The sequence below is a fragment of the Chryseobacterium lineare genome, from assembly GCF_977014045.1.
Window position 1 is genome coordinate 1,350,015 of sequence record NZ_CDRNIQ010000001.1, and the last position, 22,091, is coordinate 1,372,105.

Genomic DNA, 22,091 nt, shown 5'->3' on the forward strand with positions numbered 1-22,091 from the left:
GAAGAGAATTTCCAATTGGGTTACCTATTTCGCTATAACTTGGCACAAATTATAAAATTTAAGCCTTTATGTATTTTCATTTTTAAAATATTTTTACCTTATGTTTGCTTGTCGTCAATTTTCATTACAGCGGTTTTTTCCAAAATTCATAACCCGGTGAGTAGATCTGAAGATTCTCCATCTTTTTAACATAAGATTTTTCGAACATTGATAATTTGATTTCTATCACATCGATAGATTTGGCCTTTCTATTTCCCTGTGAATCATAAGACACTTCCTCTTCTTTATTTTCTCTTTTAGACAAAAAATAATAAAATAACTTCCCTTCCCAATAAGAAACGTTTGGGTCGTCCATATCAACGGTTATCTTTTTGGAATTTTTGCTAATGTATTCTTTAATTTTATTAAAATCAGCGGCATTTTTTGAGGTTTTACCAACAGTAAGATACATTAAGTTACCTTTTTTGTCTTCCACCATATCCATTTTAGGGAAAGGTACTGTGTTTAAAACAGCTATAGTATCTTTTTCAGGATCATAGGCAACAGTTTTATAACCATAACCAAATATTTCAGTCGGTTTTTTCTTTCTCACCATCCAGTCGTTGGTTGGTTCTAAGGACAAATCCGTAGGAAATCTGCCATCCGTTTTAAAGTAGCCCAAAGTATCTTTTACAAAAAAAGAATTACTTAATAGTTCCAAAGCTTTTTCTTTACTTACACTCTTAGGCTCCGTGGCAATAATTTCATTGGTCTTTTTCACTTTGTTTTTGTAAAATGCTGAGATATCAAAATCGTTCGATATTTTTGCTAAATCAACCATTTTTTTTTCCTGAGAATTGCAGGAGGTAATGATCAATGATATTAAAAGAAGTAAGAGTTTAACGTTATTTCTCATAATGATATAAATTTGACAGTTATTTCTTCTCAAGACTATATTTGCTGATGTCATTAATTCTTAAATAATTCGTTCACTACTTCTTCCAGCTTTTTCTGTAGCAGACCTGCTTCGGTCAATTTAATTTTTCTATTGATTCTCATATCATTTCTAAGTTTCAGATAAAAATCCAACTCATTTTTTGTAGTTTTAGGTTTAATCTGATGAAAATTAGACAAAATCCAATAGTTGCCACTGCATTTATCATTATACAATTCCAAAAAGATAAAATCATCCTTTTTATCGCCAGTGATATCTTTAATAACGAATGCAGGAATAGTCAAATCGCAACCTTTTACCGTTGATACAGACCAAAATTCTGAAATCTTTTGATTTGTTTCGGGAGAGATAAAAAAATAGGTAAATGATGATGTATCTTTCTCCTTATTATCAAGAGTACAGATAGCTAATACAACCGGATTATTATCTATTTTAGTGATGTATGCTTTTTTTAAGGTTAGTGGAATTTCCTCGCCGCTATTGCTATTGTTTGTTTTTGAAGGAATGGTCTGCTTTGCATACTCAAAAGTTTCCTTTCTCCAATCAGGTAAAGTACTTTTATTTGTTTTGCTTACCTGTGAGTTTATACTGATAAACATCAGCAAGGTTATAAAAAGTAGCAGTTTTTTGTTTTGCGTCATTTTTCTTTTGTATAAAATTCTACATTTTATTATATAAGTGCTTACATTTTTAAGAGCTGTTGCTTTAAGGTATTTAGCAAATAATTTTTCGATTTCATTAATTCCGTGCACGAAACGAGCAGTATTGGAAAAATAACTAATAGAAAAAAATTCTTTTTCATAGTCTAAATTAATTTTCGGAATTTCAGAGTTGGAATATTTTTCTAAAAATCCGCAGTATAAATCCCATTATAAAGTTTTACCTCCGACTACGATGTAAATATAGATTACTTAAAAACAGTATAATTGTAAAAATGAAAAGTCTAAAGATAAAGCCAGATATTTTCTTTATCTACATCAACTTTTTTGAAGAAATCACTTGGTTTCTCATTTGTTAATTCTCTAAAATTCTTGATGAAATGAGATTGGTCGAAATATAAGTTGTCGTTAGACAAATCGGTAAGGTTTGCACTGATTTTTTGTTTAAGCAGAGCATTCCTGAACCGTTGAACTTTTCTGTACTCGGATGGTGTTTTTCCGACGTTTTTTGAGAATATCTTGTTGATATGCTGTCTTGTGAAATTAAATTTTTCGGCAATGTATTCAAGTCTCAGACCTGAATCAATATCTGATAATATCCGCTCAATGACAGTAAGATCTTTCTGTATAAATTTTGATATTAAATAATCCTCCAAAAGTTTGCTCTGTCTGTCTCTGCAAGTATTGCTGAAAATCAATTCCATTTTTTCTTCAAGATCAGGATAGGGCGTAAAATCTGAAATCTGTGCTTCTTCGAATATTTTTGGACTGCGAATAAAATGATTTATTTTGATTGGATTAAAATAAATAGTTATCTCATTGACCAGTTTCTCGTAAATAATTTCAATAGGTTTTGAATATTTGGAGAATAGACTGGAAACAATCTTATTTTCTTTGGAAGGTCTTATGATATAGCGGTTTTTTGAAAATGCTTCTTCCGCATTTTGGTATATGGAAAGGATACAGTAGTTGTTAGGGAAAGTCAGATAACTTACAGGTTTGGAACTGCTATCCTCTGAAACAAAATAGTATCCTGCAATATGTTCTTTCAGAATACTGTTTTTAGGTTTATAAAAGTCAACTTTCATCCGTCACATTTACCTTTTAAAAATTATTGAAACTATCTACAACGGAGTGTAGTAAATCATTCCGTTTTAGTAAGTATACAATATAAAGCAAGTACTCTGCCAATTTTACGGCTAATGTAATCAGTTTATATTTATCCGCTTCCCATTTATAAATTTAATTAATTTTTTTGGTCTTCTGGTAGTCAGATACATTACTTTGATGAAACTCACATAAACTCTTAAACTAACGTGAACTCGAAGTAGTGACCGTGTTACAAGGCTTTAAGCTGGATGCAAGGAGTTCCTTTTGCCAAAATAACGTTCAGCAGTCTTCTATGGAGAATGGTCATATTAACTTCTTTAAAGAGTAATTTTTCTTATAAATTTTTGATCATTTTTGTGCTTTTTATTTTACGTAAAGTATTTAAAACCAAACAAATATTATCAAATTCACATTAAAATACAGCTGAAGTGTATGATGTTCTGGAATAAAAAACGGTAAACGATAGGATATTTTGGGAATAATTTTCATAAGTGGTATTTTAGTATAAAAAATGAGGTAAATTAGCATTGCTGCAATTACTGAAAATATAGTTGTAGTAAAGAATAAAATCAATAAAGCGATTTAAAAGTTTAATGAGAAAAAGAAATTACATAATCATAGGAATTTTGGCACTTATGGCTTTGTTAGCAATAGGATTTATCATCATACTTGATGGCTTGAGAAGCATGGGGAATCCAAATGGATACAGAGCACCTGATTACCCGTATTTTATTACGACAGAGCCTATGACAGTTAAGAATATAGCATTTCCTAAAGGAACAAAACTAACATATGAGGAACAGTTTTTAAAAGAAGGGAGGCAGGAAAGAATAATGAATGAAGGAAAGCTAATGAATATAGAATTGCCAAAAGGAAAAACGATCCTTTGGGGTGGGATACCTGTATATATGATCAGAAAATTTTTCAATCCTGAGATGAAAGGATATTCGGTCTATGCAGATTTTAGCAAACTGAATGATGATCAAAAAACAAAATTTTCAGACATGTGGCAAAGCTGTGAAGGGGAGTTGGGCGTTTTGGTCAAAAACCCCGATGACTGGAGCTTTAATACAAAAAATATCGCTGATATCTCAGATTGCAGCGTGACCTATCAGCGTTTTTTCAAGGAAGATGCACAGCAGCAAAGGTTTCTGGACAGCTTGTTAGTTGAAATTAAAAAATTTGGTATGACTAAATAAAAAAGATACGCAAACCTTGTTTTATTACTACCTCAGGCAACTATAAAAATCATCTAATGAAAAAAACACAGTTTCTCTGTTTTTTATTTTTAATCCTTGCTGCTTGTAAAAACGAAGGAAATAAAGACCTAAATTACAGAAAAGAAAAGCACAAAACAAACCGTTTCATAACAAGAAGAAATCTGGAACAACTTCGAAAAGTATTGTAAAAGAAAGTATACTGCTCGATGAAAACCAACGAAACAGGATTGAAATTCTAGATGCGGATCTGCTGCTTTTTAATGGTAAGGTTAAAAGATTCTTCTCTTTAAAAGATTTTAAGAAAAACTTTGGAATAATGTACTGGGAGCAAAATCCTGACCGACCAAAGCTTCCACTTTGTCATTATGCTCCTGAAAAATATGAATGAGCATTGTAAGCTACCCAATTTTGTGACCATTCTAAATGATAGATTCTTTCATTTTTTGTTTATATTTTTTAGGGCTTATATTTCCTAATGCTTCGTGCGGTCTGTTGTAATTATATTCTATCCACCACTGATTTGCTTTTTCTTCGGCATCCTGTAGATTTTTAAAGACATACATATTGAGAAGCTCATTTCTACAGCTTTTATTCAGTCTTTCAATAAGGCTGTTTTGTGTAGGTTTCCCTGGTTGTATATAATGGATCTCTATTTTATTTTCCTGAGCCCATAGCTGAAGATTTTTAGATATAAACTCAGGGCCATTGTCAACTCTTATGCGTTTAGGCTTACGCCCTTGTTGTTTTAACTGTTCTAAAACTCTCACTACTCTTGCAGAACAGATACTTGTATCAATTTCCATAGACAGTAATTCCCGGTTATAATCATCAGCAATATTTAATATTCTGAATCTTCTCCCGTCATATAAACTGTCGCTCATAAAATCCATACTCCAACATTCATCAGGCTCCAGAGGAATATTGATGTTTTCTTTGATTCTGGTGGGAAGTCTTTTTCTTACCCTTCTGCGAATGCTCATTTTTAAGGCCACATAAACCCTATGAACCCGTTTATGATTCCAAATATATCCCAAATTCCTAAGTTTATGATATAGCTTCCAAAAACCATAACCTGGATGCTCTTGCGAAAGTCTGGTCAGAGCATCAATTAATTCATCGTCGTTCTTTCTGCTTTTGTACCGATAGCTGCGCCTGCTGATACCAATTGTTAAACAACTTTTCCTCTCACTGAAATTATATTTCTCCCGGATAAAGTTGACAATTTCACGCCGTCCAGAAGGCTTTACCACTTTTTTGACAGAACATCTTTTAAAGCTTCAATCTCTAAACATCTTTCTGCATAAAGTTTTTTAAGTTTAGAATTTTCGGATTCCAGATCCCGCATCTTTTGAATATCCGAACTTTCCATCCCAGAATATTTACTCTTCCAACGATAAAATGTACCTTGTGTAATACCATGAGTACGGCATATTTCTATCACACTCTTCCCAAGTTCTTGTTCTTTCAAAATTCCAAAAACCTGACTCTCTGAATACTTACTCTTTTTCATATTTAAATTTAAAGTTTTTTAAAGCAAAAACTCTATCTTTAAATGGATACATTTTCAGGGAAGTTTACAATAAAAGGCTAAAAATAATTTCTAGAATGTCTAATATAAGCCTTGCAATATTATCAGCTTATCTAATTATTGCCGGATTGATCTCTGTGTATAATATTAAATCAAATCTGGATTTTGATTTCATTAACTATATTGTAACAGCTTTAAGTATCATACTTTTAGTACTGTCATTACATGAAAATGCTCAAGACTATAAATTAAGAGCAAACAATTTTCATAGTTGTGGTTTAGAACTGTCTATTTTGTATGATCAATTAAGAATCTTTAAAACACTTAGTACAGTAAAGACTTTGGAAGAAAAGGAAAAATTTGCTAAACAACTATCTAAAGATTATAATATAATTCTTAGCAAATACGAAAATCACATATCAATTGACTATAAAAATTTTCAATTAAATCACAGAGAATATTTTACTAAAATTGATTCATATAAGAAATGGCAAATTATCATTAGTAATTATTGGATTAGATATGGTTGGTATACTGTTATTATTTTAGGTGTCCCATTATTATTAATCACTGTTTCTATTTTTACAATTAAATAATTTCCTCATTGAATGTCTAATATTTACTTAAACGATCAGCCAGTAAACTTAAGAAATAATGACCGTTTTTCGCGCTATGAATTTTCCAAAAGAATAGCCCAAACCATAATCAACCGTAGCGATTCGATTGGCATAACAATCGGAATTTATGGACAGTGGGGCGAGGGAAAAACAACCGTTTTAAATTTTATTATAGAAGAATTAAAAAATGATAAGGATATCCTTATTCTAAATTTTAACCCATGGAGATATACTGATGAAGAGAGTTTGCTTAAAAGCTTTTTGGAAAAAGTAGCAAATTTAATTGATTACCAATTGAATACAAATAAAGAAAAATTTGGAGAATTTCTAAATAAGTACGGAAGCATTGGATCATTATTTGGCTATGACGCAAGCCCTATAGGAAAAGTTATTTCTGAAAAAAATATTGAAACACTTAAAGAAAGAGTCAATGGGGCGCTTAGTGCTGGTAATAATAAACTTGTAGTAGTAATTGATGATATAGACCGTCTTGATAAAAATGAGATCTATTCCGTATTCCGACTTGTAAAACTTACTGCAAATTTTGAAAAAACAACATATCTTTTATCATTTGATGAAAAGATGGTTTCTAATGCTATTGGAGAAAGATTTGGTGAAAATCGAGAATCAGGAAGCAATTTCTTAGAAAAAATCATTCAAGTGCCTCTTAAAATACCACAAGCAAGAAAAAGTTCGCTATACAGTTATTTTATAAGTTTACTTGATAAGGTTATAGATGACAACAAAATCAATATTAATAAAGATCAAGCAATTGATTTTACAACACAATTTAACGAAAGTATTTTACTCCGTTTAAGCACTCCTCGATTGGCAGTAAGGTACTGTAATGTTTTATCTTTTTCATTACCAATTCTTGATGGTGAAGTTAATTTGGTTGATTTAATGCTCATAGAAGCCCTTAAAATCTTTTATTTTGAACATTATGAATTCGTAAAAAATAACCCCTTGCTGTTTTTGGCTTCCTATTCAACTAATTATGGAACTAATAGAAATGAAGTAGAAGAACGAAAAAAGGAATTAACGGAAGGTTTAGAAAAGCTTGAAGATGGATTGACAAGAAAAGAAAAAGTCGCTGTAAAAAATTTATTGGAAAGATTGTTTCCACGTCTTACCGAAGCTTTTCACAATTCTTTTTTGGAACAAGGAGTTAAACAATGGATAAGAGAGAAAAGAATAGGGTCATCGCAATATTTTAATAGATACTTTTCTTATTCTCTTTCAGATGACGAAATTTCTGATAATGAATTCGAAGAAATCTTAACGGTAATGAAAAAAGATGATTATGAAAATATAGATGAAGTATTAGCAAATTTTATTGCCAGAATAGGATTAGAAGAATTTATTTATAAGATTAATCTATATGATAGCGACTTTGACTGGAAAACTACAAAAAAGTTAATCACTTCCTTAGTTAAGATTTCTAGTACATTCTCTGATATTGCAGATAATGAGAATTTTGGAATCTCTACAGAGACAAACCAAGTAGCATTTCTTATATGCCATTTTCTAAAGATTAATAAGGAGCAGCCAGATATTTTCGAATTTTTTAAATCTTTACTTTATAAAAGTTCTTTAAGTTTCTCTTTCACCTTAGAATATTTTATAAGAAGTGCTAAAAATAAAAATGACCAGCTTTTTGAAGAGAAACAAAACATTGAAATTGCGAGAACTCTCAAAGAGATTGTTTTAAATGAAAGTGATGAGATTACTCCAATTTACGAGGTTGCAGGTGACAATTTAGCTTTTTTATTAACTACTTGGTATAAGGATAATCCGCAAGAGCTTAGTGAATACTTTTCAGTTTTATTTAATAAAGACCCAAATAATGTAAAGAAATTTTTAATCGCATTTGTATCAACAATAAAAAGTATAACATTGCAAAAATCTTTTAAAGCCGATTTGAAAGAAGAAGATTTTACTATTTTAAGTGAAACACTTGATACCAATTTAATGTATGATATTATTGTAGACAACTATTCTGGACAGTTAGAGAAAGCAGAAGTTAAATTTTACAATTCTAAAGAAGGACAGACTGATATTAATATTTTGAGACAATTTATCTATTGGAAACAAAAAGAAGCACTACAGTAGTAAAGCAAAGTATTTCTTACAATTACAACGGACGTTAGTTAAAATTGAAACAAATCAATGGGCTTAACTTTAGACTTGTTGAAGGAACCGGAAATAAATATAACCTTAGAAAGTTTCTAGAAATGTTAACTAGGTTGAAAATGATTGGGAATTTCTTTACAGTATCTTTAAATAAAATTACAGCTATAATTAAGTATTAACTAATTCATAATTTACACTATACTAATTTATTATTTGGTTTTAAGTAGATCCTTTAAAATCGCTATATCATCACTCACTTTCTTATCTAAAATCTTCGCATAATGCTGTGTGGTTTTGATATTCGTATGCCCCAGCATTTTACTCACACTTTCAATGGGAACACCATTAGACAATGTAACTGTAGTAGCAAACGTATGTCTTGCAATATGAAACGTCAAATCTTTATTGATGCCACATACATTGGCAATTTCTTTTAGATACGAATTCATTTTCTGATTGCTGAGAACCGGAAATAGAACATCTGAATTGACACACTGAGGATGATTCTCGTATTTTAAAACCAGTTCCTGAGCCACAGGCAATAACGGGACCCTGGTTGAGGTATCGGTCTTTTGACGATGGGTAAAAATCCATTGATCGCCATCAATGCCGACGTTTATGTTTGATTTTGATAAATGCTTGACATCCACATAGGCCAGACCTGTATAGCAGCTAAATAGAAAAATATCGCGAACCTGATTCAATCGGTCTGATGTAAATTCTTTTTCATAGATCATCTGAATTTCTTCTTTGGTAAGATATGGACGCTCCACAGCTTTAATCTTTGCTTTATAGCCGAGAAAAGGATCTTTTATAATCCATCCGTGCGCCATACATAATCGGATGATCTTTTTGAAATTCTTGAGATACTTCACAGCCGTATTGTTTGCGCATTTTCTTACACTGCGCAGCCAGAAGTCATAATCACTGATAAAGCCGTGATCGATTTGCGTGATATCGATATCAGAAACTTTGTATTTCCAATTAATGAATTCCTGTGTATGCTTTAAAGATGTTCTATAACGCTCCAACGTTCCCGGGGCAAAATCCTGACCGACCAAGGCTTCTACTTTGTCATTATGCTCTTGGAATATCGGAATAAGCATTCTTTTCTCAATATCCATTCCAAGCAGTTTAGATTTTAAACTTTCTGCTGTTACAAAGTTTTCTTCTTTCAGCATCAGGTAGTGGAAATCGTAAACTTTTTGTTCCAAAGTTTTAAGATAAAGATTCAGTGTTTTAGCTTCCTGCGAATTACCCAATGCCTTGTGTGATTTAACATCCCACTTCTTCGGATCGATATACCTTTTGGCAGCAATGTCTGCTGCCTTGCCGTCTATCGTAATTCGTAAGTAGATGGGAGCGGTTCCGTTTGTTCTGATCTTGTTCTTTTTGATAAAGAATAACAGGTTGAATGTTTTGTTCATTGTGTGATAACTTTAATGGTTTAATAATTTACTTTTTGTTACCACTTTTTGCAAGATGTACAATCGTTAAACTGCCTATTGGTCGGGCTTTGCCTGATTTTTCGTGACCCATTTTTGTAATTTTTTGAATGGGACACGAAATAGGACATATAAATCGTGACCTATTTTGGTTTTTTTTGATACCAGCGTAAAACAAAAAACGCTGTAAACATTGATGTTTACAGCATTTTAGCTTATTTTGGTTTCCCAACTGGCGGAGAGTGAGGGATTCGAACCCCCGGACCTGTTACAGTCAACAGTTTTCAAGACTGCCGCAATCGACCACTCTGCCAACTCTCCAGAAACTCCGATTTTATCGTCGTTTTTCAGTGGTGCAAATATAAAAAAAATTTTAACATTGGCAAAAACATTTTAAATAGTTTGCTTTTTGATATTTTTAAAAAAAATGAAAAATACAAACCCTCAAATTAACTGAAGGTATGTATTACTCCTAATTTTCAGGAATTACAATTTGAGAAATTATTGATTTATAGTGTTGCAGATGGCATTTTATATTTAAGTCTGTTCTGAAATAAAGGGAAGTTTCAAAAAGACTTTCATAATAATTAATCCCGTCAAGCAGATTTTCTCTGAAGTTTTTCCATTTTTTTATCTGACCGGCAGTAATGTTTCCTGTAAAATTTATAATGTCATTCTTAAGATGATCAACATACATTTTCAATTCATTAATAAACATATTGGGTCTTGTTTTATGGGAAATAACATTTGTTTTTCCATAAATATGCCTTACCATTTCAGATAACGATATTTCCTTGTCAAAATAAGCCAGATTTGGTCCCGGACAAATCACAACACCTTGCTTTTCACCTTTTATTTCAATTGCGTTTTCCATATAGGCGGCATTCACCAAACCTACACATAGACAGGCTTTTTCAGTTATACTCTCTTTTTTACTATTATACATTTCAGGTGTTATTTGCAGCCTTTCAGATTCCAGTTCGTGAAGCTTTATATCCTGGTATTTTTTTGAGGCTGTACAAATTCCTTCCGGTGAATATTCTTTGCTTAAGGCCAGTAATTTTTTTGGACAAGAGCTTCCATAACGGCTTTTTCGCTGTTTTTCATGTCTGATAATCTCATTGGAAGATCCTTTTACGGTATTAAAAGGCACACCAAGCGGTGAAAGATTACTTATATAAAAGTCTTTTTCCTTTGCCTTTGTAAGGAGCTGTCTTGTTTCCTGATCCATAGACGTAGCTTCAGGCACCAGCAGAAAAGGTGATCCCCAGCCGATACTGTCAACATGATAAGTGTTTAAAAGAAACTCATGTTCTTCGGCAGTGCCTACTCCACCCTGCACTGTGATTTTCATCTCCAAAGGGGTTTCGACCATAAATTTACCTTTTTGTTCGAGAATTTTATTCATCATGCTATGTGCAGATTCTACAAGCTCATGTTTTTTCTGTTTAAATTCTTCAAGAATTGGCCCAAGCAAAAGGCCTTCTGTCGCAAAGGCATGGCCACCGCAGTTCAATCCGGATTCAATCCTGTATTCTGAAACCCAAAGTCCTTTTTTAGCTAAAAAATTCCCTTGAACCATCGCCGAACGGAAATCACTTACTTTTAGAATAATCTTCTTTTTAATATTTCCGTTTTCATCAGGATAGAAATCATCAAATTCTTCAATATAACTGTATAAACGTGGATTCATTCCCGCAGAAAGAACCATTGATGAGGAAAGTCTGCTTTTAGCAAATCCGCGTAGTGAGGCATGAGCATCATTGTATATTACAGGCAGCTGATGATGATTTTTAAAATTATCCTTATCCACTTTTGTCATGATATTGACGTCAATACTTCCCGGAGAAAGATGTTTTTCAATAAAGTTTTTTATCGATGAGGTAATTCCGTCCTTTTGATTCAGTAGATTTTGTAGACCGGCTGTAAGTTCTGATGTGTTGGGAAGCATTTCCAAAAAATTCATCAGTGCCGTTTTATTTTTTGAGATTTCTTCTTTAAATGCTTCAAACTTTTCGTTGACGATATCATCCATCATATCAAGATAAGCGGTAATCCTTTTGGCACGGTAATCTTCAACCCTGTTAGAAATACTTGCGTAATTAAGGTTGAATTTAGCATTGTAAAAATTTTTCATTTTCTCTATAATCTCATCATCAATTATAGAAACTACGGATGAAATACCGTATTGCGCTACACGGACAGGGCTGTCTATAGTGTACGCCAATCCCATTACAGGAATATGGAAATTGTGTAAAGGCTTTTTGATCATTTTTAATATTGATTAAAATAATTGTTATGCCTAAATTCCCATCAATCATTCACTGGTGCAAAAATACCAGTTTAATATTAATTATGCATACAATAACAGGTTAATTTAACAGATTATTTTCAAAATCAAATTCTCCAGGATTTTTGATAAAAAAAATCGGATAAATCTAATGTCTATCCGAATTAATTTTTATTTGTTATAAACTTTAAAGTTTTACTCTTTACTTCCTGAAGATTTGATTTTAAGAAACATAAAGGCAAGCCCGAGACCAAGCCCGGCCATCATTGCTAATCTTGTTTTTTTGGAAGGTACCGGCAAAATTGTTTCACCGTAAATTCTGTGGGGTTCGGAAGAAGGCTCTAAAACATTTCCTGAATCAGAAGGTGCATTTTTCAGTTTCATCATGAGTCTCATGCCAGCAGAAGCAGTATTGATAATTGGTTTTGGGAATAATCCATATAAACCTGTCAGAATTCTTGAAGTAAGGTCCGGGAAAAGTTCTTTTTTAGGATGTTTTGCCAGTTCGACAAATTTTGCAGCTGTATCTCTGGGATCTGCAGCAAATGGCGGAATTTTGAAATCAAGACCTGAAAACTTTGCGGAATGCATATTCCCGGTAGAACGTTGAATTTGAGGATAAAGATTGCAGATATGCACATTGGCAAAATCCGAAATTTCGCCATGCAGGCACTCCATCATCCCACGAATTCCGAACTTTGTAGAAGAATACACAGCACTGTACGGTGCAGGCATAAAACCTCCGATTGAAATATTGTTAATGAGTATGCCTTCATTTTGTCTTTTAAAAATTGGCAATACCGTATAGGCGCCATGCATATATCCGAAAAGATTGGTTTTAATAACCTGCTCATTTACATCCATCGGGATCTCTTCAAATTTCCCGCTTGCCATCACTCCCGCATTGTTGATCCATATATCTATTCTTCCGTTGAATTGTAATGCCTTATTGGCGAGGTTCTGCACATCAGAGGCCACCGAAACGTCCGTAGGGACCGCCAGTGCGGCAACTCCAAGATCTCTGCACAAAGTGACAGTTTCGTCCAGCGCTTCTTTTCCTCTTGCTGCTACAACAATATTACAGCCTTCCAGCGCGAAAGCTTCTGCTGCAGCTCTCCCTACTCCACTGCTTCCTCCTGTAATGACGACTGTTTTTCCTTTAAGGCTTTGTTGGATTTCATTATTGGATTTCATTTTGTGATTGGTTTTGGTTAATTACCTAAAAGAACCTATTATTATGCCATAAGCGAATTTATACGACTAAATAAAAAACCCTGAAGATTATTCAGGATTCTTATTTTTATTCATCAAAAATTACTCTTCCGTTAAATGGTTCGCTCCAACTTATAAAAATACTGTCTTCGTGTCTTCGGATTTCAGCCTGAAGTGTTTCATATTCGGCGTCTTCGTTTTCTCTTTCAACAATAAGATCAGAGCCTGTACCGACGTTCCCTTTGCGGAATTCAATCTGATATTGTTTCGAGGATTCATCTTTTACAAAATCCTCTTTTCTAAAATTTCTGTGTGCCATGATTTCTATTTTAGTTGGTACAGAATAAACCGTGCCAAGAATCCGAATTGTTATTTTTTCTTAAAATATCTTAATTACTATTAAAAATATTCTATCAGGAAATCAAATGGCATAATATTTTAATACTAATTATTACTCATGTTTAATTTGAGTTTTCATGGTTATTAGTTTTTATCCTCAGTTTTCTGAGGATTTTTTGTTTTTATGAATCATTTTGTTATTAATATCATAAAATGAATGCTTTTATCACTAATCCAAACATATAAATCGTACAAAATTTAAAAAGAAACAATAAAAAAAAGAGCAACCGAAGGCTGCTCTGTATTAGATCTATTTGTATTAATTAAATTGAATATGCTCCTTTATTTTGAAATACATTAATTCCTTCGATTTTATCTTTCTGAATATTATAAATCATTTCAACCGTAAAATGTGAAATTTCATAGAGAACATACCTCAGCGTATTAACCGTTCTTTCATTCATGATCCGTCCTTCATTCATCACTAAACTGAATTGATCCTGATTAGGCATATTTTTAAAATCGTAATAAGAAATATTCATAGCTGATGTTTTTAATACTTTGGTTATCAATAGACAATTTCTTTGCCAAATTATATTAAGACATATTATTTTTACTATTTTATGGTATTAATAAATAATTATTTCTATTTATATAATATCTTGCTTAAATTTCACGGATTAATCTAAATGTAAGATTGATTCTCGGCTTCATCATCCGGGATGATTTTGCAATCCGATGTTCCCAATGCATCTGTAGATCACCTTTCATGATTAATAATGAACCATGATTTAAAGCCAGGCTGTATTTCTTCTGGTGATCATCAACTTTTCTAAAGTCGAAATTTCTTACGTGTCCTAAACTTACAGAAGCAATTACAGGACGGTTTCCCAGTTCACTTTCCTTATCCCGATGCCACGCCACCGAATCATTTCCGTCGCGATACAAATTGAGCAGGACAGAATTGAATATATAACCCGAGCATGTTTCAATCTTTTCTTTTAAAGTAAATAATTCCGGTGACCATTCATTAACAGTAAAATCATTATTTCCAAGATGATACATTTTGTTGCTGTCGCCATACCAGGCCGTTAAACGCGGAGTCAGTACCGTTTTGTCGTACATTTTCTGTGTATTCTGCTTCCATGGTGTTGTAAGCATCAGATTTTCCTGAAGCTCCGTTGCTTCTTTTCCTGTTAAAAAATGATCTGTATACTCCAGAAGTTCTTCCGGAAATTCATAATATTCATCTGAACCAAATAAACTTAACTGGCTCATTTTATTTTTCTTTTAAATCTTTAGTAATCTGCTTTTCAGCATTTTTCGCCCGTTGTTCCTGCGCTTCTTTTTCTTTACGCTGCTGCCTTTTTGTTTTCTTTTCGGCTCTTCGCTCTTCACGGATTACTTTATTAAGCTTCCTGTTGTAAGCTGCATCCAGAATGCCCTGACCATTCTTACTGAAAATTTTAATCTTCGGCTTTTCGTGTGTTCCGGTTACGACAATAGGAAATCCGATGAGACCGCCGGGAAGAATTCCAATTCTGACCCTGAGATCGAGCAATCCATTGAAACTTGTTGTTCCGCTGATGCTCGGCCTTAAAATAGAAACCCTGAAGGTAAATTTGTCCACATGAATAAGATTATTCTTAATATGGGTTTCAATATTAACCCCTTTCATATCGGGATTATTGAATGCTTTAGCACCGATATTATCTCCCACTGCAGAAAGCATTTTTAAATTTTTAACTTCAACATCACGAAGATTAACAATACCACCACCTTCAAGCGATGGATAAATAGGCTTCATATTTTTATCAAAGTCTCCTTTTAATTTATAATCAATGGAAACAATTCCTTTGACATTTTTGGCTGCAGTAGCCATTTCCCTCACCATATCAATTTCTTTGTAAGCCCGCTGAACATCAAAATCCAGCACCTTGAGCGCAATATCATAGTTAGCTGTAAGCGGAGATTCGTTCTGATATCGTGCATCAATATTCATTTTACTTCCGATAATGTCAAACGACGTATTTTTAAGATAAACCTCACCTTTACCCACAGAAGCCTGGCCTTTAAGATGGTTTAAGCCTAATCCTTTAAACTCTACTTTCTTGACATTGGTTTGGAGAGAAACATTCAGATTTTTTGGGATGATCACTACTCCACTGCTTTTTGGATTTTCTACTTTGGCATATTCAACGTCAATGGATTTTTTTGAATTATCTCCATTTTTTAAAGCCATGAATTCATCAATAAGAATATAATTGGAATTCAAATTAAATTTTCCGTGGAGCGTTCCTTTTCTTTCAATAAAATAATTAATTGTATTTAAAAGATAGCCATTTAATGCAAAATCAGATTTTCCGTAGGTAGCAAGAAATTTAGTAAACCACATTTTTTCATTTTCAAAACGGAAATTTCCTTCCTTAATAAAGAATGATTTGGGTAAAAATTCTGTGGTCGCCTTTATATTTTTTAAAATTAAAGTTCCTTTATTATCCAGCTTGCTATACTGGCCTGTTGTTGCATAACTTTGTCTTCCATTTAAAGATAAATCTGCCATGATCAGTCCGCTGACATCAAAACCTTTTCTGGCAAAAACACGGTAAATCCTACCGACATTCAGAACGCCTTTTGCCCGAACTTTATACAGAACATCCTCAAAATTCTGAAGGTCTGCATTTACGAACACAGGATTACCTTCAAAATCAAACCTGAAAGGATTTAGTTTTACGCCAAGACTTTTAAAAGTTCCATCTGTATTAACGATATTCGCTACAATATTGATATTCTGAATAGGATTCGGGTAATATTTTGTTTTAAGCCAGCCGTTTTTAAGATTCAGGTAACCATTTGTTTTCGGGAATAATTTTTTATCAAGACTGAAAATTCCATTCGATTTAATATTAGTATTCATTAAACCTCGGACATCGATATCTTTCAGTCCAAGCGCCTGGTCAAGGATTTGCAGATCAACAGTACCTTTTATATCAGCATTTACCTGCATTTCATTTAATCCTTTTGTTTTAACTACGGCTTTAAAGCTGTTGTTTCGGCCGAGATCAAAACCTAAGTTTTTAAGATCAATGGCAAGCTGTTCCGTATCGAGAGATGGCAGATCTATATTAAGATCCATGTTGAGATTGTTCATCGGAACCGGTGCTTTTCCATTGGAAACCAAACCGTCTTCTACCAGTAATCTTGCTTTAAGTCCTGGTTTAAGATTCTGCTGTTCACTAAACCGTCCTTTCAGATTGAAAAATAGATCACTATTACCTTCAATTTTAGTGTCTTTTGCCCAATCGAGGTACTGTGGCGGAAGCACGGAGATCATATCACGAATAGTCGTTTTTTCGGAAGCAGCTCTGATATCCAGATTATATCCATCTTTCAGAATGCTTAAAAAACCTGTAAATTTCAGCGGCAGATCGTTGATTCTTAATTCATTTTTCCTTAAAACAAAAGTCAGTGCATTGGTATTGATCCTTGTGATCAGGTCCGCATGCACGGTTTTCTGTTTGGCATAATAAATCCTGTTGAGACTAAAATCAATTTTGTCAATATCCAGATTGGTTTCTAGATCGAAAATATCTTCGCTCAGGCCGCCTCTTCCGGTATAATTAAGACCTTTGGCATCCACCAGCACTTTTGCAGAATGATCTCTGTATTTAATATTCCAGTTTTTAAGTTTGATCAGGTCAAGCTTTATAGAAGTCTCCGAACCTGTTGTATCTTTTGGTTTTTGAGAAGGTTTAGAAACATAGACATTGTAGTTGGCCTCTCCTTTACTATTGACAAACACATTTCCGTACGCATCGGTAACGTAGATTTCATCGATCTTTACCTCTCTGTCGAATATAAGATTTTTAAGATTGATTCCTACTGCTACTTCCCTTGCGGCAAGTAAAGTATCGTTCTGAAAAGGCTTCGACCCTTTCAGTAAAAAATCATCCACAGAAACAGTAAGCGACGGAAAATGCCTGAAAAATGTAAGATGCGTTTTCCTGTAATCCAGCTTTCCTGCAAGATGCTGATTGGCAAATATTTTTACTTGCTCCGAGATCGTTCCCGGAAACAGAATGGGTATGATAAACATTAAAAAAAGAATGGATGCTATCGAAATCCCCAACCATTTTAGAACCTTTAAAATTATTCTTTTAAACCTTTCCATCAGCATGTAATTTTGAGTATAATAAATTACACTTATCTAAAATCACGCCATAGAAATTGAAATTATTTTACAGAAATGCCATAAAGGTTTAATTATTACATAAAAATAGCTGAGATGGCATAATTTATTCATTAGCCAAAAAACTTAAAAATAGTAGTATGAATTTCAAAGAAGCTAAAGAACATAAAAAAGAATCACTGAAAAATGCTGATGAATCTGTATTAAATCTTTTTCATGTGGTCATCACCCCTTCCAACACGGATGAAAGTGCCAAATTTATTGAAGATTTTCTGAAATCTCCGGAAACATTTAATGATGAAAGCTGCCAAAAATACTGTTCCGACGGGAATTATGAAGTGGTAAGCTTTAAAAAAGAAACAAACGATTAATAAAAATTATTTTTTGAACGAAAGCATTTCTTCAAGTTGAAAAATAAGTCCTGCCTGCGCGGGATTTATTCTTTTTTTTGCCTCGTCGGAAGAAAACCATTCCCAACGATCTACTTCGGGAATTTCCATCTTTCTTCCGGATTTTGGCGGCCAGTCTATCGTTATTACATTGCTTTTCATGTCAGAAGTTTCAATATCTCTTTCCAAAGCCCATGCAAAGACTTTTTTACCACCCTTTTGAGTAATCGACTCTAATTCTATAAAATCTCCGTCAATAGTTTTACCTGTTTCTTCTTCGAATTCAGTCTTGGCATGTTCCAGTAAATTTTCGCCTTCAGAAACTTCGCCTTTTGGGATAGACCACGCTTCCAGGTCTTTATTTTTCCAGAAAGGCCCTCCGGGATGCAGAAGAAAGTAAAAGAAATTTCCTTCTTCTCTTTTAAACAATAGAATTCCGGCACTTATCTTCATAAAATTACCAGCTACTTAATCCGTTTTCCAGCGCTTTTGCATAATTTTCTTCATCAAAAGAATATAAATCCGGAGCTTTATGCGCGCCTCCTTTTCGTCTTTCATCCAGCTTTTTCAGAATCCCGAGATTTTTGATCTTCCGGTAGAAATTCCCTCTGTTAAGTTCTTTTCCAAGGATCACTTCATACAATTTCTGAAGCTCAGAAAGTGTAAATTTTTCAGGTAATAAATTGTATCCTATCGGCTTATGCGAAATTTTTTCCCTCAAAGTCAGCAAAGCTTTTTCAATAATATGACGGTGATCCATAGCAAGTTCGATCTCCGGAAGCTCACTCAGGTAGATCCATTCACAAGTTTCACTGTATTCATCGGCAATCAGCTTAAACCGGTCCGGATTATAAAGCGCGTAATATCCTATGGTGACGAATCTCTGCTTGTGAAAGAGCGTTTCATCAAAATCTTCGAAATAAAATTCGCTCCTGTTCTTTTTTCCAAAAACACCGAATTCTTCAAGATAAACATCGGTAATCCCTGCCCTTTCTTTTAAAATTCTTACCACAGCTTCATCCAGATCTTCATCTTTGCGGATGTATCCGCCAGGTAAAAGCCATTGTTTGCGGTAATTCATTTTAAGAAGCAGAACCTTCAGCTCATTCTGATCAAATCCGAAAATCACAGGATCTGCAGAGAGATGAGGTAAGAAAAACTCTTTATGTTCATTCGACTTGTCTAAAATCTTTTGTTTAGAATCCATTTGGAAAAATTAGGGAAAATTTTATTTGAGCAAATCTAGTAAAAATTTTGAAAAAACTTAAAAAGGGTCGTATTGTCATACTTTTTGGGGAACAATTTGGTTAATTACAAGCATTGTTTCAATGAGAAACATTAAAAAAAAATTTAAAAACAAATTAACAAAACGCTGATTAATAAATAATTAAATACCATTATTAAATTTTATTAACATTTTTTTGGATAATTGAACAAAAGAATGTAGTATTGTATTGCTTCATACAGAAGCAATGAATTTAAACACTAATCTGAACGAAATTGCTTCGACGATTACACTTTCTTGGATTTAAAGAAATGAATCGAAAAGACAACCGTCTTTTACACTGAATCGAAAGCAGATCAGTAAAAAGCAAACGCTGCTGACCCCATTTCGAGAAACCTGATGCTGAGGAATACCGGCTGTAAAAACAATCCCGGTGCTGAAATAAAGTTTCATCCATACATTTTTTTGGATGCAGGATGAACTATGCCTTTAAACATGTACGATAACAACTATATAGAATTTAGAAAACTAAGCAATGAGAAAATCAACTCTTAAGATTTCAGCATTGGCATTGGTGATTTCCTTCACAACCGTTTTTGGACAGGAAACCGACAGTGCTTCAGTGAAAACAGCAGTAAAAGCAGTGGTTAAAAATGAAGAAGGCGTAAAAATCGTTACCACTTCTTCCAAAGAAGACAACAACAGAAATGTAATGTTGAACGCAGCCAACAATACAAGTCCAAGGGACGTGAATATCGGTTTACCATCAACAGTTGGAGGAATTACTATTCTTGAAAACGACCTTCCGGCAGTTTATTTCTTCTGGCCTGAACTTCCCAACAAAACATGGAGACAGAGTGTAGGTCTTGAGAAAACAGGACTTCTGAAAATGGACCAATTGGCCAATACAATGGGCGACCTTGGTTTTGCAGTGAATTCTTACTCTCAAACCGGAACAAAGGATTTCAAATTGAAAGGAAAATTTACGACGAGTACTTTTGGTTGGCTACAAGGTGACGTAAACGCTTCCGGGCCGATTTCTAAAAACGGCTGGACTTATACCGTAGGTGCTTTTGCAAACTTTGACCCGAGTACCTACAAATTAGGCTTTGCAAGAAATGCTGATGAAACAAAGATCTTCAGGGCAGGCATTACCAAATATTTCAATAATGATAAGGGAAAAATCTCGGTTTTATACAAATATGCAGATTCTTATAGCATCACCAATTATGCTGTTTTCGAATACGGTGCAGAAGGTAAAGTAACTGAGCTCGACAATTTTAAAATCGGTAGAGATTCTTACGTGGTGAGAGACGGACTGATGAAAGTCAAAGATATTCTTACCGGAGAATACTCTTGGAGGTCAATGAGTGGAAATGATAACAGGTCAAAATCGCATAATATCGATATTTTCGGTAATTATTTTTTAGACAACGGCTGGAATTTTAAATTCTCAACAAGAGCGCATTTTTCTAAAGTGAAAATGTCTAATATGATTCCTTTAAGCATTTTTAACGCTGATTCTTCAGCAGGATATACTTTGGCCTCCACTGGTCAGCCTTATTCCGGACAAGTAGGAACTATTCTGGGAATGTACACACCGGAAACTCCGATTACCAGCGTTGCCGGTCGTTTTTCGTTAAATAAACAGCTCGGAAATCATAATGTGACATTCGGAGTATTAGAACAATATTATCACGTTGACAAATTCACATCTGACCGTACTTTTTTCTTCCAGACTGTTGAACCACAACCTCAGAGACTGATTGGTCCCAATACCGATGCTGACGGATTCTACAATTACAACGCAGGTGGAGAATATCACAGCGGAACGGAAAACAAATTGTCAGTCTATGGAACAGATGAATGGAAAGTTACTGACAACTTTAATGTAAGCTACGGCTTACATTTGAGAAACCACATCCTTGACGGAGAATATTCTTTGACGCCAAGAACGATTGGTTTTAACTTTACAGATTCTGCTCAGTTCGATCATATCAGTCAAAGTTTCTTCCAGATTGCAGGAAGCCTGAATGCAACGTACAACATTACCAAAAACTTCGGAGTTTTAGCCAACTTCTTATACACAGAAGAAAACAGAAGACTGGAAAGTTACTCTCAGGCTTTCGAACCGAATACCAATAAAATTAAAAGCCCGTTGGGAGCATTCGGGATTTTTTGGAATACCAACTGGATTCAGTTGATTTCTCAGGCTACTTATCTTAAAAAGAACAACAATCTTAACAGATATAACCTCGTAAACCCGGCCAATAGTTCTCAGGCTCAGACGACAACAGTGTATTACGATATTCAGACTTTAGGATGGACGACGGATTTTGTTTTAAAACCATTCAAAGGATTCAATTTACATTACTTAGTTACATTCCAGAATCCGGTGTATAAGAAATTTAATTTCAATGCTTTCGGAAAAGACTACAATTACAGTGACAACAATGTGTTAGGCGTTGCTAAAGTATTGATGGAAATCGACCCAAGCTATACCATTGACAAATGGAGATTCTGGGCGAGTTTCAGATATTTCTCAAAACAATATGCGAACCTTACGAATGCATTATACTTTGCACCAAGATGGGAAACTTTCGGCGGGGTAAGCTATACGGTTAACAAAAATATCAATGTTGGCGCGACAGTGATCAACTTCCTTAATCAAAGAGGAGCCAGCGGAACCATTAACGGTGCCGAATTGATTACCGATGCAAGTCCGTATTACGGAAAATTGTTGACGGGAACGTACATTATGCCACTGACAGGACAATTCTCCGTAAGCTTTAATTTCTAAA

At 33.9% G+C, this 22,091-nt stretch carries 18 protein-coding genes and 1 tRNA gene; 5 read left to right on the plus strand and 14 right to left on the minus strand.

Annotation, left to right across the window (positions count from 1 at the left end):
- Nucleotides 1–124: 124 nt before the first annotated feature.
- From ACWNCI_RS05990 to ACWNCI_RS06000, 3 genes are all read right to left on the minus strand, one after another.
- Nucleotides 125–895, minus strand: coding sequence for a hypothetical protein (locus ACWNCI_RS05990; protein WP_449387567.1), 771 nt, complete (start codon nucleotides 893–895; stop codon nucleotides 125–127).
- 53 nt (nucleotides 896–948) lie between these two features.
- Nucleotides 949–1,533 (minus strand): hypothetical protein, encoded by a 585-nt coding sequence (locus tag ACWNCI_RS05995; RefSeq protein WP_449387568.1) that lies wholly within the window; start codon nucleotides 1,531–1,533, stop codon nucleotides 949–951.
- Nucleotides 1,534–1,877: 344 nt separating this feature from the next.
- Complete coding sequence (locus ACWNCI_RS06000) at nucleotides 1,878–2,681, minus strand: helix-turn-helix domain-containing protein (RefSeq protein WP_449387569.1); 804 nt, start codon at nucleotides 2,679–2,681, stop codon at nucleotides 1,878–1,880.
- 615 nt (nucleotides 2,682–3,296) lie between these two features.
- Between ACWNCI_RS06000 and ACWNCI_RS06005 the strand changes: the two genes are divergently transcribed.
- Nucleotides 3,297–3,902: a hypothetical protein gene (locus tag ACWNCI_RS06005; protein ID WP_449387570.1), complete on the plus strand. Its 606-nt coding sequence runs from the start codon at nucleotides 3,297–3,299 to the stop codon at nucleotides 3,900–3,902.
- Between the two features lie 440 nt (nucleotides 3,903–4,342).
- Here the strand turns inward: ACWNCI_RS06005 and ACWNCI_RS06010 are convergent.
- Nucleotides 4,343–5,433 (minus strand): IS3 family transposase gene (locus ACWNCI_RS06010; RefSeq protein ID WP_449386732.1). Its coding sequence is split into 2 segments (ribosomal slippage): nucleotides 4,343–5,181 and nucleotides 5,181–5,433, totalling 1,092 coding nucleotides; the frame shifts between segments, so codons are not numbered across the junction.
- A gap of 50 nt (nucleotides 5,434–5,483) precedes the next feature.
- Between ACWNCI_RS06010 and ACWNCI_RS06015 the strand changes: the two genes are divergently transcribed.
- Together ACWNCI_RS06015 and ACWNCI_RS06020 are read left to right on the plus strand one after the other, a co-directional pair.
- Nucleotides 5,484–6,047 (plus strand): SLATT domain-containing protein, encoded by a 564-nt coding sequence (locus ACWNCI_RS06015; RefSeq protein WP_449389484.1) that lies wholly within the window; start codon nucleotides 5,484–5,486, stop codon nucleotides 6,045–6,047.
- Between the two features lie 12 nt (nucleotides 6,048–6,059).
- A complete protein-coding gene (locus ACWNCI_RS06020) occupies nucleotides 6,060–8,180 on the plus strand; it encodes a KAP family P-loop NTPase fold protein (protein ID WP_449387571.1) in 2,121 nt (706 codons plus the stop codon).
- 230 nt (nucleotides 8,181–8,410) lie between these two features.
- On the opposite strand, the gene ACWNCI_RS06025 is transcribed toward ACWNCI_RS06020, so the two are convergent.
- The 8 genes from ACWNCI_RS06025 to ACWNCI_RS06060 all read right to left on the minus strand — a co-directional run bounded on the left by ACWNCI_RS06025 (nucleotide 8,411) and on the right by ACWNCI_RS06060 (nucleotide 17,658).
- Nucleotides 8,411–9,628, minus strand: a complete 1,218-nt coding sequence (locus ACWNCI_RS06025) for a site-specific integrase (RefSeq protein ID WP_449387572.1) — start codon at nucleotides 9,626–9,628, stop codon at nucleotides 8,411–8,413.
- Nucleotides 9,629–9,879: 251 nt separating this feature from the next.
- A tRNA-Ser gene (locus tag ACWNCI_RS06030) sits at nucleotides 9,880–9,967 on the minus strand.
- 151 nt (nucleotides 9,968–10,118) lie between these two features.
- Complete coding sequence (locus ACWNCI_RS06035; protein ID WP_449387573.1) at nucleotides 10,119–11,918, minus strand: hypothetical protein; 1,800 nt, start codon at nucleotides 11,916–11,918, stop codon at nucleotides 10,119–10,121.
- A 213-nt stretch (nucleotides 11,919–12,131) separates the two neighbouring features.
- Nucleotides 12,132–13,130 carry an SDR family oxidoreductase gene (locus ACWNCI_RS06040; protein WP_449387574.1) on the minus strand — a complete coding sequence of 333 codons (999 nt, stop codon included), beginning with the start codon at nucleotides 13,128–13,130 and terminating at the stop codon, nucleotides 12,132–12,134.
- Nucleotides 13,131–13,236: 106 nt separating this feature from the next.
- Nucleotides 13,237–13,467, minus strand: a complete 231-nt coding sequence (locus tag ACWNCI_RS06045) for a glutathione synthase (RefSeq protein WP_449387575.1) — start codon at nucleotides 13,465–13,467, stop codon at nucleotides 13,237–13,239.
- A gap of 343 nt (nucleotides 13,468–13,810) precedes the next feature.
- Nucleotides 13,811–14,029 carry a hypothetical protein gene (locus tag ACWNCI_RS06050; protein WP_346985137.1) on the minus strand — a complete coding sequence of 73 codons (219 nt, stop codon included), beginning with the start codon at nucleotides 14,027–14,029 and terminating at the stop codon, nucleotides 13,811–13,813.
- Nucleotides 14,030–14,153: 124 nt separating this feature from the next.
- Nucleotides 14,154–14,765, minus strand: a complete 612-nt coding sequence (locus tag ACWNCI_RS06055) for an alpha-ketoglutarate-dependent dioxygenase AlkB family protein (protein ID WP_346985136.1) — start codon at nucleotides 14,763–14,765, stop codon at nucleotides 14,154–14,156.
- Nucleotide 14,766: 1 nt separating this feature from the next.
- The gene (locus tag ACWNCI_RS06060) at nucleotides 14,767–17,658 is read right to left on the minus strand and encodes an AsmA family protein (RefSeq protein ID WP_449387576.1); all 2,892 of its coding nucleotides are present in this window, start codon (nucleotides 17,656–17,658) and stop codon (nucleotides 14,767–14,769) included.
- 158 nt (nucleotides 17,659–17,816) lie between these two features.
- Here ACWNCI_RS06060 and ACWNCI_RS06065 point away from each other — a divergent pair, with 158 nt between their 5' ends.
- Nucleotides 17,817–18,047 (plus strand): hypothetical protein, encoded by a 231-nt coding sequence (locus ACWNCI_RS06065; protein WP_449387577.1) that lies wholly within the window; start codon nucleotides 17,817–17,819, stop codon nucleotides 18,045–18,047.
- A 6-nt stretch (nucleotides 18,048–18,053) separates the two neighbouring features.
- On the opposite strand, the gene ACWNCI_RS06070 is transcribed toward ACWNCI_RS06065, so the two are convergent.
- Together ACWNCI_RS06070 and ACWNCI_RS06075 are read right to left on the minus strand one after the other, a co-directional pair.
- Entirely contained in the window at nucleotides 18,054–18,518 is a 465-nt protein-coding gene (locus ACWNCI_RS06070) for an NUDIX hydrolase (protein WP_449387578.1), read from the minus strand.
- 4 nt (nucleotides 18,519–18,522) lie between these two features.
- Complete coding sequence (locus tag ACWNCI_RS06075; protein ID WP_346985131.1) at nucleotides 18,523–19,272, minus strand: NUDIX hydrolase; 750 nt, start codon at nucleotides 19,270–19,272, stop codon at nucleotides 18,523–18,525.
- A gap of 553 nt (nucleotides 19,273–19,825) precedes the next feature.
- Between ACWNCI_RS06075 and ACWNCI_RS06080 the strand changes: the two genes are divergently transcribed.
- Nucleotides 19,826–22,090, plus strand: coding sequence for a TonB-dependent receptor (locus ACWNCI_RS06080; protein WP_449387579.1), 2,265 nt, complete (start codon nucleotides 19,826–19,828; stop codon nucleotides 22,088–22,090).
- The last annotated feature ends 1 nt before the right edge of the window (nucleotide 22,091 follow it).